Origin of the sequence: Paracoccus aerius, assembly GCF_014656455.1 — a bacterium.
GTDB classification, from domain to species: domain Bacteria; phylum Pseudomonadota; class Alphaproteobacteria; order Rhodobacterales; family Rhodobacteraceae; genus Paracoccus; species Paracoccus aerius.
Map to the genome: position 1 here is coordinate 1 of NZ_BNCL01000026.1, position 25,498 is coordinate 25,498.

Below are 25,498 nucleotides of genomic sequence, written 5' to 3' on the forward strand. Positions count from 1 at the left end.
AAGGCGCAGGCGGGAAACACCCCGCCGCAACACGAACACAAGGGGCCGCCTCGAAAAGAGGCGGCCTTTTGCGATGCAGGGGGGCGTCGACATGTTCAGGGCCGGATTGACCTATTTCGCGGTGGTCTTTGCCTTTGGCATGGCCTTCGGCGTGATGCGGAACACGCTGCTGGCCCCGCGCCTTGGCGTCACCGCCAGCGTGATCCTGGAACTGCCCGTCATGCTGCTGCTGTCCTGGCTGGCCTGCGGGGCGATCCTGCGGCGTACCACTCATTCCGGGCGCATCCGGGACCGTGTGATCATGGGTGCAGTGGCCCTGGCTTTCCTTTGGCTGTCCGAGGCGCTGCTGGCCATTGCCCTTGGCGCCAGCGCGGCAGGCTTCTTCGCCAGTTTTGCGACCCCTGCAGGCGCGCTTGGCGCGCTTGCGCAGATCGCTTTTGCAGCATTTCCGCTGCTGCGGCGCTGGACCGGCTGATGCCGAAGGCCTTGCAGCGACCAGGGGCCAGGCCCCAGCCCGTCATGTGGCGAGACCAGCCTGGCCTGTGAGGCGGCGGCTGTGGTGGTGCGGCGAGCTAACCAAAGGTTGCATTGACCCGCTGCCCGTCCTGCCGCAGGATCGGCCCATCGAACTGTTCGGATCAAGCCCATGTGCCAGATCTTCGCGGGGCAGGACCCCGACCGCTATGAAACCGTGACCCGCAGGCTGCGGCTGAACGGGCAGTCGACCTCGATCCGGCTGGAACGGGCTTTCTGGCGCATCATCGACGACATCGCCGCGCGTCAGGGCGTGACCACGCCCGCCTTCATCTCGAAGCTGCACGCCGAGGTGCTGGAATTGCACGGCGAAGCGCGCAACTTCACCTCGCTTCTGCGCTGCGCCTGCACGATCCATCTGGGCGAGGATCAGCACATCGCCCCCACCGCCATCGCCGCCGAATAAAAGCGGCGCTGTAGTAATCCGTTACTACCCGGCTAGATCCGGCCCGCCCTAGACTGGTTCCCAGCAAGACAAGAAGGGAACACCATGGCGAAATATGTCCATTCCATGATCCGCGTGCTGGACGAGGCGCGCTCGGTCGATTTCTATGACCGCTGCTTCGGGCTGACCGTCGCCGAACGCCTTGATTTTCCCGAATTCACGCTGGTCTACCTGGCCAATCGCGAAAGCGAGACGGAACTGGAACTGACCGTCAACAAGGGCCGGGCTCAGCCTTATGACCTGGGCGACGGCTATGGGCACATCGCCTTTACCGTGGACGACGTGGATGCCTTGCACGCCCGGCTGGACTCCGAAGGTTTCGCACCGCGCAAGCTGGTCGATTTCGCGCCGGGAGGCGAGGTGATCGCCCGGTTCTTCTTCATCGCCGATCCCGACGGCTATCAGATCGAGGTGATCCAGCGGGGCGGCCGCTACAAATAGCGCGCCCGTGGGGGAGGGGAGACCCCAGGACGCGCAGAACAAGGGGAGGAGGAAACATGACCCGATTGAACAAGCAGGGGTTGACACGACGCGCGCTTCTGTCGCGCGCAGTGGCGGCCGGGGCGCTGGCCGTGGCAGGACCGGGCTTCATCGCGGCACCCGACGCCGCCTGGGCCGTCGAGGTGACGGCGATCAGCGAACATCAGATGGCGACGCTGTTGCAGATGGCGCGCGACATCTATCCCCACGACCGGGTGGGCGACCGCTTCTACGCGGTGGCGATCAAGTCCTATGACGTGACCGAGCAGAAGGACATGGTGGCAGAAGGCATCGCCGCCCTGGACGAGGCCGCAAAGAAGGCCGGCTTCGACACCTATATCGCTGCCGGATGGGAGGATGATCGGGTGGCGATCCTGCGGTCCATCCAGGACACGCCCTTCTTCCAGACGGTCCGGGGCGGGCTGGTGACGGGCCTATACAACCAGAAGGATATCTGGCCGATCTTCGGCTATGAGGGCGAGTCCTTCTCGCAGGGCGGTTACATCGACCGCGGCTTTGACGACATCGACTGGTTGTAGGGGGACAGCCACCATGGCAACGGCAGCGAAATTCGAACTGACCGACGACAGCGTGGTCGTCATCGTGGGCACCGGCGCGGGCGGCGGGGTGTTGGCCAACGAGCTGGCGCAGAAGGGCGTCAAGGTCGTCGCACTTGAGGCGGGCGGGCGCTACCTGCCCGAGGATTACGTCAACGACGAATGGGAAAGCTTCGGCCAGCTTGCCTGGACCGACCCGCGCACGACCAGCGGCGACTGGCGCGTGGCCAAGGATTTCAGCGGGTTGCCTGCCTGGATCGTGAAGGCGGTGGGCGGCACCAGCATCCATTGGGCGGGCGCATCCCTGCGGTTCCAGGACCACGAATGGAAGGCGCTTTCCACCTATGGCCCGGTGGAAGGCGCAAGCCTGCTGGACTGGCCGCTGGACGCGGCCGAGATGGCCCCCTGGTACGACAAGGCCGAGGCCAAGCTGGGCGTGACCGGGGTCGGTGGGCGCGCGCGCCTGCCCGGGAGCAACAACTACAAGGTCTTTGAAAAGGGCGCGCTGGCGGTTGGCTACAAGGAGGTCCATACCGGCAACATGGCGATCAACAGCGCCGATTACGACGGCCGGATGGCCTGCCAGCAGACCGGCTTCTGCTTCCAGGGCTGCAAATGGGGCGCCAAGTGGTCCACCGCCTATACTGACATCCCGCGCGGCGAGGCGACTGGCAACCTCGAGGTCCGCGACCACGCCCATGTCGCCCGCATCCTGCATGACGACAGCGGCAAGGTGACGGGGGTCGAGTATTTCGACAAGGACGGCAATCTGCAGATGCAGAAGGCGCGTCTGGTCGCCGTCGCGGGCAACAGCTTCGAAAGCCCGCGCCTGCTTCTCAATTCGCACAGCAGTATGTTCCCGGACGGGCTGGCCAACAGCTCGGGGCAGGTCGGGCGCAACTACATGCGCCACACTACGGGATCGGTCTATGCGACCTTCGAGCAGCCGGTGAAGATGTGGCGCGGCACGACCATGGCCGGCATCATCCGCGACGAGGCCCGGCACGACCCATCGCGCGGCTTTGTCGGCGGCTATGAGCTTGAAACCCTGTCGCTGGGCCTGCCCTTCATGGCAGCCTTCCTGGACCCAGGCGGTTGGGGGCGCGAATTCACCACCGCGCTGGACAGCTATGCCAACATGGCCGGCATGTGGATCGTGGGCGAGGACATGCCCCAGACCGAAAACCGCGTCACCCTGTCGGATACGACGGACAAGTTCGGCCTGAAGGTCGCCAACGTCAACTTCAGCGACCATCCAAACGACGTCGCGATGCGCAACCACGCCTACAAGCAGGGCCAGGCGATCTACAAGGCGGTGGGGGCGACGCGGACATTGCCGACGCCGCCATATCCCTCGACCCACAACCTGGGCACCAACCGCATGTCGGAACGCCGCGAGGATGGGGTGGTGGACCGCAACGGGCGGGCGCATGACGTGCCGAACCTGTTCGTGTCGGATGGCAGCCAGTTCACGACGGGGGCGGCGGAAAACCCGACGCTGACCATCGTGGCCCTGGCGATCCGGCAGGCGGACCACATCGCCCGGGAAATGGCGGCGGGCAACGTCTGACGGAAATGCCCGCTGGCAGGCATTGCCAGCGGGGCATCCGGCTGCATGATATCCCTGCGCGACCGACAGGGGATGTGTCATGAAGACCTATCAAGGAAGCTGCTTCTGCGGCGCCGTCGCCTTCGAGGCGGATGGCGACCTGGCCGATGGCACCATGCGGTGCAACTGCCGGTTCTGCCGCAAGATGCGCTATTGGGAAATGCTTCTGCCGGACCCAGAGGGGCTGCGCCTGCTGAAGGGGGCAGAGGTTCTGGCCGAAACGCCGCGGATGCAGGATGACGGGCTGGACATGCACCACGTCTTCTGCGGGCGTTGCGGGACGCGGCTGTGGACGACGGGAAACCTTGCCGAACTGGGCGGGCGTTTCACGATGGTCTTCGTTCCGGCCCTGGACGACGTGCCCGAAGAGGACCTTGTTGCAACCCCGGTGTTTCATGCGGACGGGGCGCATGACGACTGGGCAAAGGAGGCGAAGGAAACACGCCACCTGTAATGTCGGCGCCGCAGCCGGGGCTGCGGCGCATCGGGGGTTACTGGCCGTCCATCGCGGCCTGGTTGACGCCGCCCTCGGCAATGCGCGTCATGTGCTCGTCCCCCTCGCGCGTGCTGTCCAGGCATTCCTGCAGGGCGGCACCGTCATCGTCATGGCCAAGCCGGTTGGCGAAGGTGCGCACGCAGCCATAGCCCGCGATGGCGTAATGGGTCAGCCGCTGGTACTGGGTGATGATCGCCGCGTCCTGCGTATCCTCGTCGCCGAAGTCGGTCTCGATCGCGTGCTTGCGGGCTTCGGACACCAGCCCCTCCATTCCGCGGCAATGCTCTCCGGTCGGATCGGTGTCGTGGCGCCCGCAGATGCTGGCAAGGGTTTCCATTCCGCGCGCGATGCCCTGGTTTCCGGCGATCAGGGCCTCGGACAGTTCGCGGGACTTCGCTGCGCGGCCCATCTCGGTGACGATCGCCATGGATTGCTTGCAGGCAGAATAGAGATCCTTCAGCTGGTGGAGGTAGAGATCGTTCAGGGTCTTGATCGCCATGATGGTGTCCTTTCGGGGAAGCGGCCGTTTATTCCCTGCAACGTGCGGCCTGTCGCATCGTTCCAGACCAACCGCTTGACACCGGCGTTCCAAGGGTCCAGCAAACGCACCCTTGCCTGATCCCGTTCACGACATTCCGGTGACACCATGTTTTCGTGGTTCGAACGACGCATCGACCCCTATCCGACCGAGACGCCGGACATGCCGCCCCGGTCGCTGGTCCGCTTCGTGCTGTATTACAGCCGGGGGGCGATTCCCTGGCTGGTGCTGCTGGCCCTGACCTCGTCCCTGATCGCGATTGTCGAGGTTGCGCTGTTCGGCTGGCTGGGAGAGCTGATCAACCAGCTGTCGCAAACTCCGCGCGACCAGTTCTGGAACATGCATGGCGCGCGTCTGGCCTTCATGGCCCTGGTGCTGCTGCTGGTGCTGCCCGCGCTGAACCTTCTGGGATCGCTGGTCCTGTATCAGGGGCTGATGGGCAACTTTCCACAGCGCATCCGCTGGCGGGCGCACCGATATCTGCTGCGCCAGTCGGTCGGCTATTTTCAGGACGAATTCGCGGGCCGGATCGCCCAGCGTCTGATGCAGACCGCCCTAGCCATGCGCGAGGTGGCGATGAAGGCAATGGATGTCGGCAGCTATGTCGTGATCTATTTCCTGGGCGCGCTGTTCCTGGCGGCCAGCCAGGACTGGCGGCTGGCGCTGCCCTTCCTGGCCTGGGTCGCGGCCTACGGCGTCCTGCTGTGGCAGATCGTGCCCCGCCTGGGCCGGGTGGCCGAGGCGCAGGCCGATGCGCGGTCGGGCATGACGGGGCGGGTCGTGGACAGCTATACCAACATCGCGACGGTCAAGCTGTTTTCCCATTCCTCGCGCGAGGAATCCTGGATGCGGGACGGCATGGACGCCTTTTTGCGCACCGTCTACGCCCAGATGCGCCTGTCCAGCGTGCAGGACATCGCGCTGAACACGATCAACGTTCTGCTGGTTGCCTCGGTCGCGGGGGTGGGGCTCTGGCTGTGGACCGGCGGCCTGATCGAGGTCGGCGCGGTCGCGGTGGCCGTGCCGCTGGCGATGCGGCTGAACAACATGGCCCATTGGATCATGTGGGAATTCGCCGCCCTGTTCGAGAATATCGGGACGGTGCGCGACGGCATCTCCAGCCTTGCCCTGCCGCGAGAGGTCAAGGACGCCCCCGACGCCAAGCCGCTGGTCCGGGGGCCGGGCGCGGTCAGCTTCGACAATGTCACCTTCCGCTATCGCGGACCCGAGGGCGCGCAACCGATGGCCGTCCTGAACGACCTGACTCTGCATGTCGCGCCGGGTGAACGGGTGGGCCTGGTCGGCCGGTCGGGCGCGGGGAAATCGACGCTGATCAACCTGTTGCTGCGCTTTCACGACATTGAACAGGGGCGGATCACCATCGACGGGCAGGACGTGTCCCGCGTCACGCAGGACAGTCTGCGCGCGGCCATTGGCGTGGTGACGCAGGACAGTTCGCTTCTGCACCGCTCGGTCCGCGACAACATCGCCTATGGCCGTCCCGATGCGTCCGAGGCCGAGATCGCCGAAGCCCTGCGCATGGCCGAGGCGCAGGACTTCGTGCCCCTGCTTTCGGACAGCCACGGCCGCCGGGGGCTGGACGCCCATGTCGGCGAACGCGGCGTCAAGCTGTCGGGCGGCCAGCGTCAGCGCATTGCCATCGCCCGCGTCGCGCTGAAGGACGCGCCGATCCTGATCCTGGACGAGGCGACAAGCGCATTGGACAGCGAGGCCGAGGCAGCCATCCAGTCGCGCCTGGACGTTCTGATGGCTGGCAAGACCGTGATCGCCATCGCCCACCGCCTGTCCACCATTGCGGCGATGGACCGGCTGATCGTGATGGACGGGGGCCGCATCGTCGAACAGGGCAGCCATGCCGACCTGCTGGCCAGTGGCGGGCTTTATGCGCGGCTCTGGGCGCGGCAGTCGGGCGGGTTCCTGGCGGCGGACGTGGACGGATAAGGGCGTTTCCCCGCTTGACGCGCCCCGCGCCAGATCCTATCAGTCGCGCACCGCAGGGGTTTAGCTCAGTTGGTAGAGCATCGGTCTCCAAAACCGAGGGTCGTGGGTTCGAGTCCCCCAACCCCTGCCAGGTTCTTCAAGACCATCAGTCGTCACGACGCAGGCTTTCACGCGCCAGGGCCGCGACCAGATCCGTCCGCGTGACGATGCCGACGATCCGCTCGCTCTCCAGCACCGGCACCGCATCGGTGCTGTTCGAGGCCAGCGAGGGCAGCAGCGCAGCAATCGGCGTGCCGGGACGGGCCGTGGGCAGGCGGCCGTCCATGACATCGACGGCGCGCAGGTCGTGGTCCAGCCGCGACAGCCTGCCATCGGGGCGAAAGCGCGCATGGACCCGCGCGATCAGGTGCAACTGGAAGATCACCCCCAGATAGCGCCCATCCGCACCCACGACCGGCAGCGAGGTGAAGCCGTGGCGCGAAAACAGCGCGGCGATCTCCAGCAGCGGGGTGTCGGGCGCGACGGTCACCAGGTCGCGCGACATGATGTCGCCCGCAACCTGGGCGCGGGTGCGGTGGGACGCTGCCTGCATCTCGGCCGCGGCGATCAGGCGGGCCAGATCCTCGACCCCCAGGTTCAGCGACTGGTTGTAGCGGACAAGGATGCCCGCCAGTTCGTCTTCGGTCAGGCCCAGGCGTTCGGGTGGCGAGGGGTCGGTGGTGCCGCTGGCATTCACCTCTCCGAACTGGCGGAAGGGATAGCGCCGCCCGGTGCCAAGCGCGTATAGCGCCCCGACCGCGACCAGCAGCGCGGTGCCCGCCGCGACCGGCATCAGCGCAAAGCCCATGCCCAGCGGCGCGATCCTGTCCGCGCCGATCGCCACCGTCATCGCCACCGCGCCCCCAGGCGGATGCGTGGCCCGACACAGCGCCATCACAATGATGGCTGCCCCGACCGAGGCAGGCACCGCAATCATCGGATTGGCGACCACCCGGCAGACCAGCAGCGCCACGAGCGCCGACAGGGTGTTGCCGACAATGGCGGGCCAGGGCTGTGCAAGGGGACTGTTCGGGGCGGCGAAGATCAGGACCGAACTCGCCCCGAAGGGCGCGATCAGATAGATGCCCAGCCACAGGTCGGGCGACGCCAGAACCGCCAGCCCCGTCGCTACCGCCAGACCCAGGACGGCGCCGATGCCCGCCCGCAGCGCCTCGGCCGGGGGGACGGCGGCCACTGAGGGACCAAGCGCGCGGAACCGGGAATGCCCCGATGAATCGACAAGGATCGGCAAGGATTTCCCCTTCTTCTGGCAGGCCGATCCCTAGGAAGAACCTGCCCCCGCCGCAAGACGCCCGCCGACCGGGTGCGACTTTCGGCCCGCCCCGATCCGCTTGCCGCCTCGGCGCCTTCCGTCAGCTCCCGGGCCAAGGACCGCGCGACCGGGCAGTTTGGGCTGGACCTGCAACGGCGGGCTTGAATCGCGGGGGCCGGGCGGATAGATGAACGCTCGACTTGTCCAAGGAGCCTGCCCGTGGCCACCAATCCCGTCCAGTTCATCAACCAGGTCCGCGCCGAGGCCGCCAAGATCAGCTGGCCCACGCGGCGCGAGGTGATCACGACGACCATCATGGTGCTGATCCTGGCCGCGCTATTCAGCGTGTTCTTTTCGCTGGTGGACCTGGCCATCCGCTTTGGCATCACCGAAGGACTGCGGCTGATCAGCAACTGATCGGGCTTGCAATTGCGGGCGCATGGGGGTATTTGCCCCCGACTGTCCGGCAAGCGGCGTGCATCGAAATCCGGTTGCGCGCCCCTTTCGATTTTGACGGACGCACATGAATTCAAGGGTTTGCCCGGCGCTTCGGGTGATTCCCTTCCGACGAACAGGGGTTGATCGAAACATGGCAAAGCGTTGGTATTCGGTCAGCGTCCTGTCGAACTTCGAAAAGAAGGTCGCCGAGGCGATTCGTCAGGCCGTCGCCGAGAAGGGCCTGGAAGAGCAGATCGACGAGGTTCTGGTTCCGACCGAGGAAGTGATCGAGATCCGTCGCGGCAAGAAGGTCACCTCGGAACGTCGCTTCATGCCGGGCTATGTGCTGGTCCACATGGACATGTCGGACCGCACCTATCACCTGGTGAACTCGATCAACCGCGTTACCGGCTTTCTGGGCGCGCAGGGCAAGCCGATGCCGATGCGCGACGACGAGGTGAACGCGATGCTGAACCGCCGCGAGGATGGCGAAAAGGCCGCCCCGCGCAACTTGATCCGCTTCGACGTGGGCGAAAAGGTCAACGTGACCGACGGACCCTTCGAAGGCTTCTCGGGCATGGTCGAGGAAGTGGACGAGGTGTCGAGCCGCATCAAGGTGACGGTCTCGATCTTTGGCCGGCCGACGCCGGTCGAACTGGAATTCACGCAGGTCGCCAAGACCGCGTGATCGTGTGCGGGAGGCGAAAGCCGCACCGCTAGGTCGGCCCCGGTCCGGGGCGTGATGACAAGGAGAAGGCCCTATGGCCAAGAAAGTAGTCGGCAGCCTCAAGCTGCAAATCAAGGCGGGTCAGGCGAACCCGTCGCCCCCCGTTGGCCCGGCCCTGGGTCAGCGCGGCATCAACATCATGGCGTTCTGCAAAGAATTCAACGCCAAGACGCAGGAGATGGAGCAGGGTTCCCCCGTTCCGGTCGTCATCACCTATTACGCCGACAAGTCGTTCAGCTTCGAGACGAAGACGCCCCCCGCGTCCTTCCTGCTGAAGAAGGCCGCCGGCCTGAAGCCCGTGGGCAAGCGCAATCGCGCCAAGGGTTCGGAAAAGCCGGGCCGTGCGGTCGCCGGCACCGTGACCGTCAAGCAGGTCCGCGAGATCGCCGAAGCCAAGATGAAGGACCTGTCGGCCAACGACGTCGAACAGGCCATGAAGATCATCGTCGGCTCGGCCCGGTCGATCGGTATCGAGGTGAAAGGCTAAGCCATGGCGAAGATTTCCAAGAAAAAGGCCGCCGCCCGCGCGCAGTTCGAAGGCAAGGCCAACCTGTCCGTCGAGGACGCGATCAGCCTGGTCAAGACCGCCGCCTCGGCCAAGTTCGACGAAACGGTCGAGATCGCGCTGAACCTGGGCGTCGATCCGCGCCACGCCGACCAGATGGTCCGCGGCGTCGTGACGCTGCCCGCCGGCACCGGCAAGGACGTCCGCGTCGCCGTCTTCGCGCGTGGTCCCAAGGCTGACGAAGCCAAGGCCGCCGGTGCGGACATCGTCGGCGCCGAGGACCTGATGGAGACGATCCAGTCCGGCAAGATCGAGTTCGACCGTTGCATCGCGACGCCGGACATGATGCCGTTGGTCGGCCGCCTGGGCAAGATCCTGGGTCCGCGCAACCTGATGCCGAACCCCAAGGTCGGCACCGTGACGGTTGACGTGAAGGCCGCCGTGGAAGCCGCCAAGGGCGGCGAGGTCCAGTTCAAGGCCGAAAAGGCGGGCGTCGTCCATGCCGGCATCGGCAAGGTGTCCTTCGATGCCGAGAAGCTGGCCCAGAACCTGCGCGCCTTCGTGGACGCGGTCAGCCGTGCCAAGCCCTCGGGCGCGAAAGGGACCTACATGAAGAAGGTCTCGATCAGCTCGACCATGGGGCCGGGCGTGTCGGTGGACGTGGCCTCGGCCACGGCCAACTAAGAATTTTCCGGTGCCCGATTGGCTTCGGGACCGGGAATGACGGGGCGCCAGCCGCCCCGTCCTGTCCGAGACGGAGGGTGCGGGGAAACCTGCTTAATGTCCTTCCTGAGATGGGGAAGCATTTTTCCGAAGGATTCCTTCGGGTGATCTTGCCCTAGCGGACCCGACCTGCCTTCGGGCGGGAAAAGTGAGAGCCGGGGGGAAACCCCCAACTTGGAGTGAAACCGTGGATAGAGCACAAAAAGAACAGGTGGTCGAAGAACTCGGCCAGATCTTTGAAAGCTCTGGCGTCGTGGTGGTTGCCCACTACGAGGGGATGACGGTTGCACATATGCAGGACCTCCGCGCGCGCATGCGCGAAGCGGGTGGTTCGGTTCGCGTCGCCAAGAACAAGCTCGCCAAGATCGCCCTGGAAGGTAAGCCTTGCGCAAGCATCGCCGACTACCTGACGGGCATGACCGTGATCACCTATTCGGAGGATCCGACCGCTGCCGCGCGGATCGCCGACAAGTATGCCAAGGACAACGATCGTTTCGTGATCCTGGGCGGTGCTATGGGTGACTCGGCCCTGGATCCGGCCGGTGTGAAAGCCGTCGCCTCGATGCCGTCGCGTGAAGAGCTTATCGCTCAGATCGTGTCCTGCCTCGGTGCGCCTGCCTCGAACATTGCCGGTGCCATTGGCGCGCCTGCCTCGAACATCGCGAGCATCCTCACGACCCTCGAGGAACGTGAGGCTGCGTAAGCAACCCAATCCCTGCGTGTGGTTGAAAACCCGACGTTGGAACATTAACTGAGAGAACGGAAAAATGGCTGATCTGAAACAACTCGCCGAACAAATCGTGGGCCTGACCCTGCTGGAAGCCCAGGAACTGAAAACCATCCTGAAAGACGAATACGGCATCGAGCCGGCTGCCGGTGGCGCCGTCATGATGGCTGGCCCGGCCGCTGGCCCGGCTGAAGCCGCCGAAGAGAAAACCGAATTCGACGTCGTCCTGGTCGAAGCCGGCGCCAACAAGATCAACGTGATCAAGGAAGTGCGCGGCATCACCGGTCTGGGCCTGAAAGAAGCCAAGGACCTGGTCGAAGCCGGCGGCAAAGTCAAGGAAGGCGCTTCGAAAGCCGACGCCGAAGAGATGAAGAAGAAGCTCGAAGCGGCTGGCGCCAAGGTCGAGCTGAAGTAATCGGCCGTCAGGCTGACCACGATGGGGCAGGGTCCGGGTTTTCCCGGTCCCTGCCGAACCTGTCTTGAAGGGCGGTCTGGAACAGACAATCCTTCAGGGCATGTTCAAGGTTCGGGAGCCGGGCGGTGGGACGCACGGCACGAATTGGACCTTATCCCCCTGCATTCGTAGGCCCGTGTCCTGGGTGCCCCGACCCGGACCGCGCGCGAAGTCGAAAGGTGACTAGACCCCATGGCGCAATCCTATGTCGGCCAGAAGCGTATCCGGCGCTATTACGGCAACATCCGCGAAGTGCTGGAGATGCCGAACCTGATCGAGGTTCAGAAATCCTCCTACGACCTGTTCCTGAACTCGGGTGAGGGCACGGGCCATCACGACGGCGAAGGCATCCAGGGCGTTTTCCAGTCGGTCTTCCCGATCAAGGATTTCAACGAGACCGCGACCCTGGAGTTCGTGAAATACGAGCTGGAGCGGCCGAAATACGACGTGGACGAATGCCAGCAGCGCGACATGACCTATGCCGCACCGCTGAAGGTGACGCTGCGCCTGATCGTGTTCGATGTCGACGAAAACACCGGCGCGAAATCGGTCAAGGACATCAAGGAACAGGACGTCTTCATGGGCGACATGCCCTTGATGACCCAGAACGGGACGTTCATCGTGAACGGGACCGAGCGCGTCGTGGTGTCCCAGATGCACCGCAGCCCCGGCGTGTTCTTCGACCATGACCGCGGCAAGACCCATTCCTCGGGCAAGCTCTTGTTCGCCTGCCGCATCATTCCCTATCGCGGTTCGTGGCTGGACTTCGAATTCGACGCCAAGGACCTGGTCTTCGCGCGCATCGACCGCCGCCGGAAGCTGCCGGTGACGACGCTGCTCTATGCTCTGGGTATGGATCAGGAAGGCATCATGGATGCCTTTTATGAAACCGTGGACTACACCCTGCGTCGCGAGGGCCGGTCGCAGGGCTGGGTCACGCGCTTCTTCCCCGAACGCGTCCGCGGCACCCGCCCGTCCTATGACCTGGTCAATGCCGACACCGGCGAGGTCATCACCAAGGCCGGCGACAAGGTCACCCCGCGCCTGGTCAAGAAGCTGCAGGAATCCGGCGAGGCGCTGAACCTGCTGGTTCCGTTCGAGCGCATCATCGGCCGCTTCGTCGCGAAGGACATCGTCAACGACACCACCGGCTTCATCTATGCCGAGGCCGGCGACGAGATCACCGCGGAATACGACCGCGACGGCGAGCTGAACGGCGGTCTGCTCAAGGTCCTGCTGGACAACGGCGTGACCGAGATCCCGGTGCTGGACATCGACCACGTCAATGTCGGCCCCTACATCCGCAATACCATGGCCGCCGACAAGAACATGGGCCGCGAAGGCGCGCTCATGGACATCTATCGCGTCATGCGCCCGGGCGAGCCGCCCACCGTCGAGGCTGCGTCGAACCTGTTCAACTCGCTGTTCTTCGACAGCGAGCGCTACGACCTGTCGGCCGTGGGCCGGGTCAAGATGAACATGCGCCTGGATCTGGACGCGCCCGACACCCAGCGGACCCTGCGCCCCGAGGATATCGTGGCCTGTGTCCGTGGCCTGGTGGAACTGCGCGACGGCAAGGGCGAGATCGACGATATCGACCACTTGGGCAACCGCCGGGTGCGCTCGGTCGGCGAACTGATGGAAAACCAGTATCGCGTCGGCCTGCTGCGCATGGAACGCGCCATCCGCGAACGCATGTCGGGCGTCGAGATCGACACCGTCATGCCGCAGGACCTGATCAACGCCAAACCGGCGGCGGCTGCGGTGCGTGAATTCTTTGGCAGCTCGCAGCTGTCGCAGTTCATGGACCAGACCAACCCGCTGTCCGAAGTGACGCACAAGCGTCGCCTGTCGGCTCTCGGGCCGGGCGGTCTGACGCGCGAGCGTGCCGGCTTCGAGGTTCGCGACGTCCACCCGACCCATTACGGCCGGATGTGCCCGATCGAAACGCCGGAAGGCCAGAACATCGGCCTGATCAACAGTCTCGCGACCTTCGCCCGCGTGAACAAGTACGGCTTCATCGAGACCCCCTACCGCAAGGTGATTGAGGGTCGCGTGACCGACAACGTGGTCTACATGTCCGCGACCGAGGAAATGCGGCATACTGTGGCCCAGGCCAATGCGACGCTGGACGCCGAGGGCCGGTTCGTCGATGAACTGATCTCGACCCGTCAGGCGGGCGACTTCACGCTGAACCCGGTCGATGCCATCGACCTGATCGACGTGTCGCCCAAGCAGCTGGTCTCGGTCGCGGCCGCGCTGATCCCGTTCCTGGAAAACGACGACGCCAACCGCGCGCTGATGGGTTCGAACATGCAGCGTCAGGCGGTTCCGCTGCTGCGGGCCGAGGCGCCGTTCGTCGGCACCGGCATGGAAGCCACCGTTGCGCGTGACAGCGGCGCGGCCATCATGGCGCGCCGGGGCGGCATCATCGACCAGGTCGATGCGCAGCGTATCGTCGTGCGGGCAACCGAAGGTCTGGGTGCGGGCGATGCGGGCGTGGACATCTATCGTCTGCGCAAGTTCAAGCGGTCCAACCAGTCCTCGACAATCAACCAGCGTCCGCTGGTCAAGGTGGGCGAGAAGGTCGTTGCCAACCAGGTCATCGCGGACGGTCCCTCGACCGACCAGGGCGAGCTGGCGATCGGCCGAAACGTGGTCGTGGCCTTCATGCCCTGGAACGGCTACAACTACGAGGACTCGATCCTGATTTCCGAGCGGATCCACCGCGACGACGTGTTCACCTCGATCCATATCGATGAATACGAAGTGGCGGCCCGCGACACGAAGCTGGGGCCCGAGGAGATCACCCGCGACATTCCGAACGTCGGCGAGGAAGCCCTGCGCAACCTCGACGAGGCCGGCATCGTCTATATCGGCGCCGAGGTCGGGCCGGGCGACATCCTGGTGGGCAAGATCACCCCCAAGGGCGAAAGCCCGATGACGCCGGAAGAAAAGCTTCTGCGCGCCATCTTCGGCGAAAAGGCGTCGGACGTGCGCGACACGTCCCTGCGCCTGCCGCCGGGGGCCTACGGGACCATCGTGGAAGTCCGCGTCTTCAACCGCCATGGTGTGGACAAGGACGAACGCGCCCTGCAGATCGAGCGTGAGGAAGTCGAGCGTCTGGCCCGCGACCGGGACGACGAACAGGCGATCCTGGACCGCAACATCTATGCGCGCCTGAAATCGCTGATCCTGGGCAAGACCGCCGTGAAGGGGCCGAAAGGCGTCAAGGCGAATTCCGAGATCAACGAGGATCTGCTGGGCACGCTGTCGCGCGGCCAGTGGTGGCAGCTTGCCGTCAGCGAGGAAGACACCGCCAAGGAAGTCGAGGCGCTGAACCATCAGTATGACGCCCAGAAGAAGGCCCTCGAGGCCCGCTTCGAGGACAAGGTCGAGAAGGTCCGTCAGGGCGACGACCTGCCGCCGGGCGTGATGAAGATGGTCAAGGTGTTCGTCGCCGTGAAGCGCAAGCTGCAGGCGGGCGACAAGATGGCCGGCCGTCACGGCAACAAGGGCGTCGTGTCCAAGGTCGTCCCGATCGAGGACATGCCCTTCCTGGCGGATGGCACCCCGGTCGACCTGGTGCTGAACCCGCTGGGCGTGCCGTCGCGCATGAACGTCGGCCAGATCCTGGAAACCCACATGGGTTGGGCATCGCGCGGTCTTGGCATCAAGATCGACGAGGCTCTCGAGGACTATCGCCGCAACGGCGATCTGACCCCGGTCCGGGAAGCCATGAAGATCGGCTATGGCGACGACATGTATGCCGAGACCTTCGAGGGCATGGATGACGACCTGCTGGTCGAACACGCCAACACGGTCCGCACCGGCGTTCCGGTCGCCACGCCCGTCTTCGACGGCGCGAAAGAGGCGGACGTGAACGACGCGCTGACGCGTGCGGGCTTCGACACCTCGGGTCAGTCCGTGGTCTTCGACGGCCGCACGGGCGAGCAGTTCTCGCGCAAGGTGACGGTGGGCATGAAATATGTCCTGAAGCTGCACCACCTTGTCGATGACAAGATGCACGCGCGTTCGACCGGGCCGTACAGCCTCGTCACGCAGCAGCCGCTGGGTGGCAAGGCGCAGTTCGGCGGCCAGCGTCTGGGTGAGATGGAGGTCTGGGCGCTTGAAGCCTATGGCGCCGCCTATACCTTGCAAGAGATGCTGACGGTCAAGTCGGACGACGTCGCGGGCCGGACCAAGGTCTATGAGTCCATCGTCAAGGGCGACGACAACTTCGAGGCCGGCGTGCCGGAATCGTTCAACGTGCTGGTCAAGGAGGTCCGGGGTCTGGGCCTCAACATGGAACTCCTGGATGCGGAGGAGGACGAGTAACGGTGCGTGCAAGCACGCACCCTACCATGCCGTAGGGTGCGTGATCTTCACGCACCGTCTCTCCCCCGCGCCCTTTCATTAGGAAAAAAGAATGAACCAGGAACTCGCCACCAATCCCCTGAACCCGCTGGCCCCGCCGCGGCAGTTCGACGAAATCAAGATCTCGCTGGCCTCGCCCGAGGAAATCCTCGCCTGGTCCTATGGCGAGGTGAAGAAGCCCGAAACCATCAACTACCGCACGTTCAAGCCTGAACGGGACGGCCTGTTCTGCGCGCGCATCTTTGGTCCGATCAAGGACTACGAATGCCTGTGCGGCAAGTACAAGCGCATGAAGTATCGCGGCCTCGTCTGCGAGAAATGCGGCGTGGAAGTGACCCTGCAGAAGGTCCGCCGCGAGCGGATGGGCCATATCGAACTGGCCGCGCCCGTCGCGCATATCTGGTTCCTGAAGTCGCTGCCGTCCCGCATTGGCCTGATGCTGGACATGACGCTGCGCGATCTGGAACGGATCCTGTATTTCGAGAACTACGTCGTCATCGAACCGGGCCTGACCGACCTGACCTATGGTCAGCTGCTGACCGAGGAAGAATTCCTTGATGCGCAGGACCAATATGGTTCGGACGCGTTCAGCGCCGATATCGGCGCCGAGGCGATCCGCGCGATGCTGGCCAATATCGACCTGGCCTCGACCGCTGAACAGCTTCGCGAGGATCTGAAGGAAGCTACCGGTGAACTGAAGCCCAAGAAGATCATCAAGCGCCTGAAGATCGTCGAAAGCTTCCTGGAATCCGGCAACCGTCCGGAATGGATGGTGCTGACCGTGATCCCGGTCATTCCGCCGGAACTGCGCCCGCTGGTTCCGCTGGACGGCGGCCGCTTCGCGACCTCGGACCTGAACGACCTGTATCGTCGCGTCATCAACCGCAACAACCGCCTGAAGCGCCTGATCGAGCTTCGTGCGCCCGACATCATCGTGCGCAACGAAAAGCGGATGTTGCAGGAATCGGTCGATGCGCTGTTCGACAACGGCCGTCGCGGCCGCGTCATCACGGGCAACAACCGTCGCCCGCTGAAGTCGCTGTCGGACATGCTGAAGGGCAAGCAGGGCCGCTTCCGCCAGAACCTTCTGGGCAAGCGCGTGGACTTTTCGGGCCGTTCGGTCATCGTGACCGGGCCGGAACTGAAGCTGCACCAGTGCGGTCTGCCGAAGAAGATGGCCTTGGAACTGTTCAAGCCGTTCATCTATTCGCGGCTTGAGGCGAAGGGCCTGTCGTCCACCGTCAAGCAGGCCAAGAAGCTGGTCGAAAAGGAACGCCCCGAGGTCTGGGACATCCTGGACGAGGTGATCCGCGAGCATCCGGTTCTGCTGAACCGTGCGCCGACGCTGCACCGCCTGGGCATCCAGGCGTTCGAGCCGATCCTGATCGAGGGCAAGGCGATCCAGCTTCACCCGCTGGTCTGCTCGGCCTTCAACGCCGACTTCGACGGCGACCAGATGGCCGTCCACGTTCCGCTGTCGCTGGAAGCGCAGTTGGAAGCGCGCGTCCTGATGATGTCGACGAACAACGTGCTGTCGCCCGCCAACGGCGCGCCGATCATCGTGCCGTCCCAGGACATGGTTCTGGGCCTGTATTATGTCTCGATGCAGCGCGACGGAATGAAGGGCGAGGGCATGGCCTTCGCCAACGTGAACGAGGTGGAACATGCCCTTGCCGCAGGCGAGGTGCATCTGCACGCCAAGATCACCGCACGCATCAAGCAGATCGACGAGAACGGCAACGAGGTCATCAAGCGGTTCGAAACCACGCCGGGCCGCGTCCGGCTGGGTGCGCTGCTGCCGATGAACGCCAAGGCGCCGTTCGAGCTGGTCAACCGGCTGCTGCGCAAGAAGGACGTGCAGCACGTCATCGACACCGTCTACCGCTACTGCGGGCAGAAGGAATCGGTGATCTTCTGCGACCAGATCATGGGCCTCGGCTTCCGCGAGGCGTTTCGTGCCGGCATCAGCTTCGGCAAGGACGACATGGTGGTGCCTGACAACAAGTGGTCCATCGTCGAGGAAGTCCAGGAACAGGTGAAGGAGTTCGAGCAGCAGTATCTCGACGGCCTGATCACCCAGGGCGAGAAGTACAACAAGGTCGTGGACGCCTGGTCGAAGTGCAACGACCGCGTGACCGAGGCCATGATGTCCACCATCTCGGCTACCAAGAAGGACGAGAACGGTGCCGAGATGGAGCCGAACTCGGTCTACATGATGGCGCATTCCGGTGCGCGGGGTTCGACCAACCAGATGAAGCAGCTGGGCGGGATGCGCGGGTTGATGGCCAAGCCCTCGGGCGAGATCATCGAGACGCCGATCATCTCGAACTTCAAGGAGGGTCTGACCGTTCTTGAATACTTCAACTCGACCCACGGCGCCCGGAAGGGTCTGTCGGACACGGCGTTGAAGACGGCGAACTCGGGCTACCTGACCCGCCGCCTGGTGGACGTGGCGCAGGACTGCATCATCCGCGAACACGACTGCGGCACCGAGCAGGCGATCACGGCATCCGCTGCCGTGAACGACGGCGAGGTCATCAGCCCGCTGTCCGAACGCGTGCTGGGCCGGACTGCGGCCGAGGACGTGCTGGTGCCGGGCGAGGACGAGATCATCGTCCGCGCCAACGAGGTGATCGACGAGCGCAAGGCCGATGCCATCGAGCAGGCGGGCGTGCAGACCGTACGCATCCGTTCGGCCCTGACCTGCGAGTCCGAGGACGGCGTCTGCGCGCTGTGCTATGGCCGCGACCTGGCACGCGGCACGCTGGTCAACATCGGCGAGGCGGTGGGCATCATCGCAGCCCAGTCGATCGGCGAACCGGGCACCCAGCTGACGATGCGGACCTTCCACATCGGCGGCATCGCGCAGGGTGGGCAGCAGTCGTTCCAGGCCGCCTCTCACGAGGGCACGGTCCAGTTCCGCAACGAAAACATCCTGGCCAACGCCAATGGCGAACAGGTCGTGATGTCGCGCAACATGCAGTTGCTGATCCTGGATGACCAGGGCCAGGAACGCGCCAGCCACAAGCTGTTCTACGGCTCGAAGCTGTTCGTGAAGGAAGGCGAGCGTGTCATCCGTGGCGCCAAGCTGTTCGAATGGGATCCCTATACCCTGCCGATCATCGCCGAAAAGGCGGGCATCACGAAGTTCGTCGACCTTCTCTCGGGGATCTCGGTCCGCGACGAGACGGACGACGCGACCGGCATGACGCAGAAGATCGTGACCGATTGGCGTTCCGCGCCGAAAGGCAACGACCTGAAGCCCGAGATCATCATCATGGATGAGAACGGCGAACCGGTGCGCAACGAACAGGGCAACCCGATCAGCTATCCGATGTCGGTGGACGCGATCCTGTCGGTCGAGGACCAGCAGGAAATCCGTGCGGGCGACGTGGTGGCGCGTATTCCGCGGGAAGGTGCACGGACCAAGGACATCACCGGGGGTCTTCCCCGCGTGGCCGAACTGTTCGAGGCCCGTCGTCCCAAGGACCACGCGATCATCGCTGAGATCGACGGCTATGTCCGCTTCGGCAAGGACTACAAGAACAAGCGCCGCATCACCATCGAGCCGTCGGAAGACGGCGCGACCGCGGTTGAATACATGGTGCCGAAAGGCAAGCACATCCCGGTGCAGGAAGGCGACTTCGTGCAGAAGGGTGACTACATCATGGACGGCAACCCGGCCCCGCACGACATCCTGCGGATCATGGGGATCGAGGCGCTTGCGGACTACCTGATCGACGAGGTTCAGGACGTCTATCGACTGCAGGGCGTGAAGATCAACGACAAGCACATCGAGGTGATCGTCCGCCAGATGCTGCAGAAGATCGAGATCACCGACAGCGGCGACACCACGCTGCTGAAGGGCGAGCATGTCGAGCGCGACGAGTTCGAGGAAGAGAACGCCAAGATCGAGGCCCGCGGTGGCCGTCCGGCGCAGGGGGAACCCGTGCTTCTGGGCATCACCAAGGCGTCGCTGCAGACCCGCAGCTTCATCTCGGCCGCATCGTTCCAGGAAACGACCCGCGTGCTGACCGAGGCGGCCGTTCAGGGCAAGCGCGACAAGCTGCTTGGCCTGAAGGAGAACGTCATCGTCGGCCGCCTGATCCCGGCCGGCACGGGCGGCGCCACCGCACGGGTGCGCCGCATCGCGACCGAGCGGGACAATCAGGTGATCGAAGCCCGTCGGGCCGAGGCCGAAGCTGCCGCCGCCCTGATCGCGCCTGCGATGGACGAGGTTGCATCTGACCGGGTCGCCGATCGGGCCGAAACGGGCGGCGACGAGTAATCGCCTTCCGACAGAAACGCGAAAGGCCCGGCATTGCCGGGCCTTTTGCTTGAAGGGTCCTGCTTGTGCGGGTGCTTTGCGTATCCTGCAAAAACAGCTTGCCGGGACGGGTGGCAATGCCTAACCCGGAAAGACCGTTCCCCTTGGCGATTCAGTCATGCGCACCCCCATCATGTCCCCGATCCGTCGCGTCCGGCCTGCCTCGGTCAGGCCGCTGACGCATCAGCCGGGCGACAACCTGCGCGGCGCGACGATCATGACGCTGTGCATGGTGGCCTTTGGGTTGAATGACACGGTGATGAAATTCGTGGCGCAGAACCTGCCGCTATATCAGGCCGTTACGCTGCGGGGCCTGTTCGTGATGATCGCCATTGGTGCCGTGTCCCCGCGCCTTGGCGGGCTGCACCTGCGCATCCCGCGCGACGCGCGCCGTCCGATGATCTGGCGCTCGATCGGAGAAATCGCCTCGACCCTGCTGTTTCTGAATGCGCTGCAGCATATGGCGATGGGCAACCTGTCCGCGATCATGCAGGCGCTGCCGCTTGTGGTGATGGTGGCGGCCGCGCTGTTCTTCGGTGAAGCCCTTGGCTGGCGCCGCGTCGGCGCGGTTGTCGCGGGCTTCCTGGGCGTGCTTCTGATCCTCCGGCCCGGGGGCGACGTCTTCGACGTCTGGGCCATCGTCGCCGTGGCTGCAATGGGCATGGTCGCATTACGCGACCTTGCCACCCGGAGCTTCGGCGGCAACATCACCTCGGCCACGATCGCCTTTTACGCCGCGGCGGCGGTGACACTCGTCGGCCTTGTCATCAGCCTGGTCCAGGGCTGGGTCATGCCCAGCCTGTCCCAGGTCCTGCTGCTTCTGATGGGCAGCGCCTTCCTGACCGTCGGCTATGTCAGCGCCGTCGCCTCGATGCGGGTGGGCGAGATGTCCTATGTGGCGCCCTTCCGCTATACCTCGCTGCTGGTGGCCATCGCGATGGGCCTGATCGTCTTCGGCGAATGGCCCGACCTTTGGACATGGGCCGGGTCGGCCTTGGTCGTGGCGGCCGGCATCTATACCATCTGGCGCGAGGCGCAGCTGGGCAAGACGCGCTGATGCGGGTGCAGATGCTGGGCCTGTGCCGGTTTTCCTATCTGGGCCTGCGCGGCTATCAGCGCCACCACGCGACCATCGAGGAACGCCGGGCCTTTCTTTACGATCCTGCCCGCCTTGCGCGCCGCTGGCTGTGGCTACGGACGGTGGCGCTGCCCGGCTGGCTGGCGCAGACGGATCCGGACTTTACCCTGGTTCTGATGACCGGCCCCGACCTGCCACAGCCCTGGCTGTCGAACCTGCGCGACCTTGCCGCCCGCCATCCGCAGCTTCGGCTTGAACTGGTCCCGCCGATGGAGCGGCATCTGGAGGCCTGCGAGGCCGCCATCGCGCCCCATATCGACCCGGCGGCCGAAGTTATCGGACATTTCCGTCACGACGACGACGACGCGGTGGCCCTGGACTACATCGCCCGCGCCAAGGCGGATTTCGCGCAGGTCCGGGGCCTGTGGCAAGCCGAGGGGCGGCTGTCGCTGGATCATTCGCGCGGGCTGATGATGCAGGTGGGGGCGGGAAGCGTTCGCTTCGTGCCGCGCATCGCCCACAACATGGGCGTGGCGCTGACCATCTTCCTGCGCCCGGACGAAGGAAAGACCGCGCTGCATTTCAACCACACCAAGCTGCCCCTGTGGATGCCCGGCGTGGCTGTCACGCGGCCGCTGATGTTCCTGCGCGGCATCCACGGCGACAGCGACTCGGGCGACATCGGACCGGGCATCCCGTGGGAGATCGCGCCGGACGCGCTTGACCGTCAATTGTCGGCCCGGTTCGGCCTTGCGCGAATGGACCTGGAGGGGCTGGCGCAGCGTCTTGCGGGGGCGTGACGACGGCGTGACGGGGGCGGGGTCGTGTTGACAGCTTGGGCGATTCCGCCTATACGCCGCACACCCGACGGGAAACCGCGCGGGGGCCAGAACCTTTCGTGGTCACGATCCGGGCCTTTAACTGCCTCGATCTCTGGAATATTTCCCCTCCACCCCGGATTCCGGGGAAGGATGGGTTTGGCATTTCGCGATTCGCGCGAAATGCCGTCGAGAAGCGGCGCAGCAGACCTGCTGCGAGTATTGACAGAGCAAGACGGGGAACCGAATGCCGACGATCCAACAGCTGATCCGCAAACCGCGGCAGCCGAAAGTGCAGCGCTCGAAGTCGCAGCACCTTCAGGGCTGCCCGCAGAAGCGCGGCGTCTGCACGCGCGTCTATACCACGACGCCGAAGAAACCGAACTCCGCTATGCGTAAGGTGGCCAAGGTCCGCCTGACGAATGGCTTCGAGGTCATCTCCTACATCCCGGGCGAAAAGCACAACCTGCAGGAACACAGCGTCGTGCTGATCCGCGGAGGCCGCGTGAAAGACCTTCCGGGTGTCCGTTATCACATCCTGCGCGGTGTGCTGGATACCCAGGGCGTCAAGGATCGTCGCCAGCGTCGTTCGAAATACGGCGCGAAGCGTCCGAAGTAAGGAGAGGCATCAATGTCCCGTCGTCACGCCGCTGAAAAGCGCGAAGTCCTGCCCGACGCCAAATTTGGCGATCGCGTGCTGACCAAATTCATGAACAACCTGATGGTTGACGGCAAGAAATCCGTTGCCGAGCGCATCGTCTATTCGGCCCTGGACCGCGTCCAGGCCCGCCTGAAGCGCGAGCCGATCGAGGTCTTCCACGAAGCCCTGGACAACGTGAAGCCCTCGGTCGAGGTGCGTTCGCGCCGCGTCGGCGGCGCCACCTACCAGGTCCCGGTCGAGGTTCGCCCGACCCGCCGCGAAGCCCTGGCTATCCGCTGGCTGATCGATGCGTCCAAGAAGCGCAACGAGAACACCATGGAAGAGCGTCTTGCTGGCGAACTGGCCGATGCCGTGAACGGCCGCGGCACCGCCGTCAAGAAGCGCGAAGACACGCACAAGATGGCCGACGCGAACAAGGCGTTCAGCCACTACCGCTGGTAAGGCGAAAGGATCCGACCCATGGCACGCGAATATCCGCTGCAGCGTTACCGCAACTTCGGCATCATGGCCCACATCGATGCCGGCAAGACGACAACGACCGAGCGTATCCTTTACTACACCGGCAAGTCGCACAAGATCGGCGAAGTGCATGACGGCGCCGCGACCATGGACTGGATGGAGCAGGAACAGGAACGCGGCATTACGATCACGTCTGCCGCGACCACCACGTTCTGGCAGCGTCAGGAAGACCCGACCACCGAAGGCACTTCGGACACGAAGTACCGCTTCAACATCATCGACACGCCGGGCCACGTGGACTTCACCATCGAGGTGGAACGCTCGCTGGCCGTTCTGGACGGTGCAATCTGCCTTCTGGACGCCAACGCCGGCGTCGAGCCGCAGACCGAGACCGTGTGGCGTCAGGCCGACCGCTACAAGGTTCCTCGGATCGTCTTCGTCAACAAGATGGACAAGATCGGCGCCGACTTCTTCAACTGCGTGCGCATGATCAAGGACCGCACCGGCGGCACCCCGTGCCCGATCGCCCTGCCGATCGGCGCCGAGGATCAGCTGGAAGGCATCATCGACCTGGTGAAGATGGAAGAATGGGTCTGGAAGGGCGAGGATCTGGGCGCGTCCTGGGTTCGCCAGCCGATCCGCGACGACTTGAAGGACCTGGCCGACGAATGGCGCACCAACCTGCTGGAACTCGTGGTCGAGCAGGACGACGCCGCGATGGAAGCCTATCTTGAAGGCAACGAGCCCGACGAGGCGACCCTGCGCAGCCTGATCCGCAAGGGCACGCTGTCGCTGTCCTTCTTCCCGGTCACTGCCGGTTCCGCGTTCAAGAACAAGGGCGTGCAGCCCCTGCTGAACTCGGTCATCGATTTCCTGCCTTCGCCGCTGGACGTGCCCGCCTATATGGGCTTCACGCCGGGCGACGAGACCGAGACCCGCAACATCGAGCGTCGTGCCGATGACGCGCAGCCCTTCTCGGGTCTGGCGTTCAAGATCATGAACGACCCCTTCGTCGGCTCGCTGACCTTTACGCGCATCTATTCGGGCGTCCTGAAGAAGGGCGATCAGATGCTGAACGCGACCAAGGGCAAGCGCGAGCGCGTCGGTCGCATGATGATGATGCACTCGATCAACCGCGAGGAAATCGAGGAAGCCTTTGCAGGCGACATCATCGCGCTGGCCGGCCTGAAGGACACGACCACGGGCGACACGCTGTGCGATCCCGCCAGCCCCGTCGTTCTGGAAACGATGACCTTCCCCGAACCGGTGATCGAGATCGCGGTCGAGCCGAAGTCGAAAGCCGACCAGGAGAAGATGGGCCTCGCCCTTCAGCGCCTGTCGGCCGAGGACCCGTCCTTCCGCGTCGAGACCGATCTGGAATCGGGCCAGACGATCATGAAGGGGATGGGCGAACTTCACCTCGACATCCTGGTCGACCGCATGAAGCGCGAGTTCAAGGTCGAGGCGAACATCGGCGCACCGCAGGTGGCTTACCGCGAGACCATCTCGCAGCAGGCCGAGATCGACTACACGCACAAGAAACAGACCGGCGGTACCGGCCAGTTCGCGCGCGTGAAGCTGACGATCACCCCGACCGAGCCGGGCGAGGGCTACTCGTTCGAATCCAAGATCGTGGGTGGCGCGGTTCCGAAGGAATACATCCCCGGCGTTGAAAAAGGTATCAAGTCCGTCATGGACTCGGGCCCGCTGGCTGGCTTCCCGGTGATCGATTTCAAGGTCGCCCTGACGGACGGTGCGTTCCACGACGTCGATTCCTCGGTCCTGGCCTTCGAGATCGCCGCGCGCGCCGCGATGCGTGAAGGTCTGCGCAAGGCCGGCGCGAAGCTGCTGGAACCGATCATGAAGGTCGAGGTCGTGACTCCGGAAGAATATACCGGCTCGATCATCGGAGACCTGACCAGCCGTCGCGGGATGGTGCGTGGGCAGGACAGCCGCGGCAACGCGAACGTCATCGACGCCTTCGTGCCGCTGGCCAACATGTTCGGCTACATCAACAACCTGCGCTCCATGTCCTCGGGCCGCGCGGTGTTCACGATGCTGTTCGACCATTACGAGGCCGTGCCGCAGAACATCTCGGACGAGATCCAGAAGAAATACGCCTGATCGGCGGGGCGGGGCGAAAGTCCCGCCCGTTCCACGACAACGATGAATCAAGGAGCCCTGCGCTATGGCAAAGGCAAAGTTTGAACGGACGAAACCGCACGTCAACATTGGCACGATTGGTCACGTTGACCACGGCAAGACGACGCT

23 protein-coding genes and 1 tRNA gene are annotated in these 25,498 nt (G+C 64.5%); 22 read left to right on the forward strand and 2 right to left on the reverse strand.

Features of this window, described 5'->3' with window-relative positions:
- The first annotated feature begins 91 nt into the window (after window positions 1–91).
- The 6 genes from IE224_RS18165 (at window position 92) to IE224_RS18190 (ending at window position 4,079) form a co-directional block, all read left to right on the forward strand.
- Window positions 92–475, forward strand: a complete 384-nt coding sequence (locus tag IE224_RS18165; protein WP_191312555.1) for a hypothetical protein — start codon at window positions 92–94, stop codon at window positions 473–475.
- A gap of 171 nt (window positions 476–646) precedes the next feature.
- Entirely contained in the window at window positions 647–940 is a 294-nt protein-coding gene (locus IE224_RS18170) for a ribbon-helix-helix domain-containing protein (protein ID WP_167622771.1), read from the forward strand.
- Between the two features lie 84 nt (window positions 941–1,024).
- Window positions 1,025–1,420 carry a VOC family protein gene (locus IE224_RS18175; protein WP_191312557.1) on the forward strand — a complete coding sequence of 132 codons (396 nt, stop codon included), beginning with the start codon at window positions 1,025–1,027 and terminating at the stop codon, window positions 1,418–1,420.
- A gap of 56 nt (window positions 1,421–1,476) precedes the next feature.
- Window positions 1,477–1,998 (forward strand): Twin-arginine translocation pathway signal, encoded by a 522-nt coding sequence (locus tag IE224_RS18180; protein WP_191312559.1) that lies wholly within the window; start codon window positions 1,477–1,479, stop codon window positions 1,996–1,998.
- A gap of 13 nt (window positions 1,999–2,011) precedes the next feature.
- Window positions 2,012–3,586 (forward strand): GMC family oxidoreductase, encoded by a 1,575-nt coding sequence (locus IE224_RS18185; protein ID WP_191312561.1) that lies wholly within the window; start codon window positions 2,012–2,014, stop codon window positions 3,584–3,586.
- 79 nt (window positions 3,587–3,665) lie between these two features.
- Window positions 3,666–4,079 carry a GFA family protein gene (locus IE224_RS18190; protein WP_191312563.1) on the forward strand — a complete coding sequence of 138 codons (414 nt, stop codon included), beginning with the start codon at window positions 3,666–3,668 and terminating at the stop codon, window positions 4,077–4,079.
- A gap of 37 nt (window positions 4,080–4,116) precedes the next feature.
- Here IE224_RS18190 and IE224_RS18195 read toward each other — a convergent pair whose 3' ends face one another.
- Window positions 4,117–4,620 carry a ferritin-like domain-containing protein gene (locus IE224_RS18195; RefSeq protein ID WP_167622762.1) on the reverse strand — a complete coding sequence of 168 codons (504 nt, stop codon included), beginning with the start codon at window positions 4,618–4,620 and terminating at the stop codon, window positions 4,117–4,119.
- 147 nt (window positions 4,621–4,767) lie between these two features.
- Here IE224_RS18195 and IE224_RS18200 point away from each other — a divergent pair, with 147 nt between their 5' ends.
- Together IE224_RS18200 and IE224_RS18205 are read left to right on the forward strand one after the other, a co-directional pair.
- A complete protein-coding gene (locus IE224_RS18200) occupies window positions 4,768–6,621 on the forward strand; it encodes an ABC transporter ATP-binding protein (RefSeq protein WP_191312565.1) in 1,854 nt (617 codons plus the stop codon).
- Between the two features lie 54 nt (window positions 6,622–6,675).
- Window positions 6,676–6,751, forward strand: a tRNA-Trp gene (locus tag IE224_RS18205).
- Window positions 6,752–6,766: 15 nt separating this feature from the next.
- Here the strand turns inward: IE224_RS18205 and IE224_RS18210 are convergent.
- Window positions 6,767–7,912, reverse strand: coding sequence for an HPP family protein (locus tag IE224_RS18210; RefSeq protein WP_191312567.1), 1,146 nt, complete (start codon window positions 7,910–7,912; stop codon window positions 6,767–6,769).
- Between the two features lie 240 nt (window positions 7,913–8,152).
- On the opposite strand from IE224_RS18210, the gene secE reads away from it, so the two are divergent.
- The 14 genes from secE to IE224_RS18280 all read left to right on the forward strand — a co-directional run.
- The gene (secE, locus tag IE224_RS18215) at window positions 8,153–8,350 is read left to right on the forward strand and encodes a preprotein translocase subunit SecE (protein WP_167622756.1); all 198 of its coding nucleotides are present in this window, start codon (window positions 8,153–8,155) and stop codon (window positions 8,348–8,350) included.
- Window positions 8,351–8,522: 172 nt separating this feature from the next.
- A complete protein-coding gene (gene nusG / locus IE224_RS18220) occupies window positions 8,523–9,059 on the forward strand; it encodes a transcription termination/antitermination protein NusG (RefSeq protein ID WP_167622754.1) in 537 nt (178 codons plus the stop codon).
- Window positions 9,060–9,132: 73 nt separating this feature from the next.
- Window positions 9,133–9,585: a 50S ribosomal protein L11 gene (rplK, locus tag IE224_RS18225; protein WP_167622752.1), complete on the forward strand. Its 453-nt coding sequence runs from the start codon at window positions 9,133–9,135 to the stop codon at window positions 9,583–9,585.
- Window positions 9,586–9,588: 3 nt separating this feature from the next.
- Window positions 9,589–10,287 carry a 50S ribosomal protein L1 gene (gene rplA / locus IE224_RS18230; protein ID WP_191312569.1) on the forward strand — a complete coding sequence of 233 codons (699 nt, stop codon included), beginning with the start codon at window positions 9,589–9,591 and terminating at the stop codon, window positions 10,285–10,287.
- 226 nt (window positions 10,288–10,513) lie between these two features.
- The gene (gene rplJ / locus IE224_RS18235; RefSeq protein ID WP_103174459.1) at window positions 10,514–11,029 is read left to right on the forward strand and encodes a 50S ribosomal protein L10; all 516 of its coding nucleotides are present in this window, start codon (window positions 10,514–10,516) and stop codon (window positions 11,027–11,029) included.
- Between the two features lie 64 nt (window positions 11,030–11,093).
- Complete coding sequence (gene rplL, locus IE224_RS18240; RefSeq protein WP_167622748.1) at window positions 11,094–11,468, forward strand: 50S ribosomal protein L7/L12; 375 nt, start codon at window positions 11,094–11,096, stop codon at window positions 11,466–11,468.
- A 231-nt stretch (window positions 11,469–11,699) separates the two neighbouring features.
- Window positions 11,700–15,845 (forward strand): DNA-directed RNA polymerase subunit beta, encoded by a 4,146-nt coding sequence (gene rpoB / locus IE224_RS18245; RefSeq protein ID WP_191312571.1) that lies wholly within the window; start codon window positions 11,700–11,702, stop codon window positions 15,843–15,845.
- A 91-nt stretch (window positions 15,846–15,936) separates the two neighbouring features.
- Window positions 15,937–20,172, forward strand: a complete 4,236-nt coding sequence (gene rpoC / locus IE224_RS18250; RefSeq protein WP_167622745.1) for a DNA-directed RNA polymerase subunit beta' — start codon at window positions 15,937–15,939, stop codon at window positions 20,170–20,172.
- 172 nt (window positions 20,173–20,344) lie between these two features.
- Complete coding sequence (locus IE224_RS18255) at window positions 20,345–21,268, forward strand: DMT family transporter (protein WP_229849446.1); 924 nt, start codon at window positions 20,345–20,347, stop codon at window positions 21,266–21,268.
- Window positions 21,268–22,089 carry a glycosyltransferase gene (locus tag IE224_RS18260; protein ID WP_191312575.1) on the forward strand — a complete coding sequence of 274 codons (822 nt, stop codon included), beginning with the start codon at window positions 21,268–21,270 and terminating at the stop codon, window positions 22,087–22,089. The genes IE224_RS18255 and IE224_RS18260 overlap by 1 nt, the downstream gene beginning before the upstream one ends.
- Window positions 22,090–22,354: 265 nt before the next feature.
- Complete coding sequence (gene rpsL / locus IE224_RS18265; protein WP_022705687.1) at window positions 22,355–22,726, forward strand: 30S ribosomal protein S12; 372 nt, start codon at window positions 22,355–22,357, stop codon at window positions 22,724–22,726.
- 12 nt (window positions 22,727–22,738) lie between these two features.
- Window positions 22,739–23,209, forward strand: coding sequence for a 30S ribosomal protein S7 (gene rpsG, locus IE224_RS18270; RefSeq protein ID WP_167622741.1), 471 nt, complete (start codon window positions 22,739–22,741; stop codon window positions 23,207–23,209).
- A gap of 18 nt (window positions 23,210–23,227) precedes the next feature.
- Window positions 23,228–25,351, forward strand: a complete 2,124-nt coding sequence (fusA, locus tag IE224_RS18275) for an elongation factor G (RefSeq protein ID WP_167622740.1) — start codon at window positions 23,228–23,230, stop codon at window positions 25,349–25,351.
- Window positions 25,352–25,415: 64 nt separating this feature from the next.
- On the forward strand, window positions 25,416–25,498 hold an 83-nt coding region (locus IE224_RS18280), incomplete at its 3' end, for a GTP-binding protein (protein ID WP_229849287.1).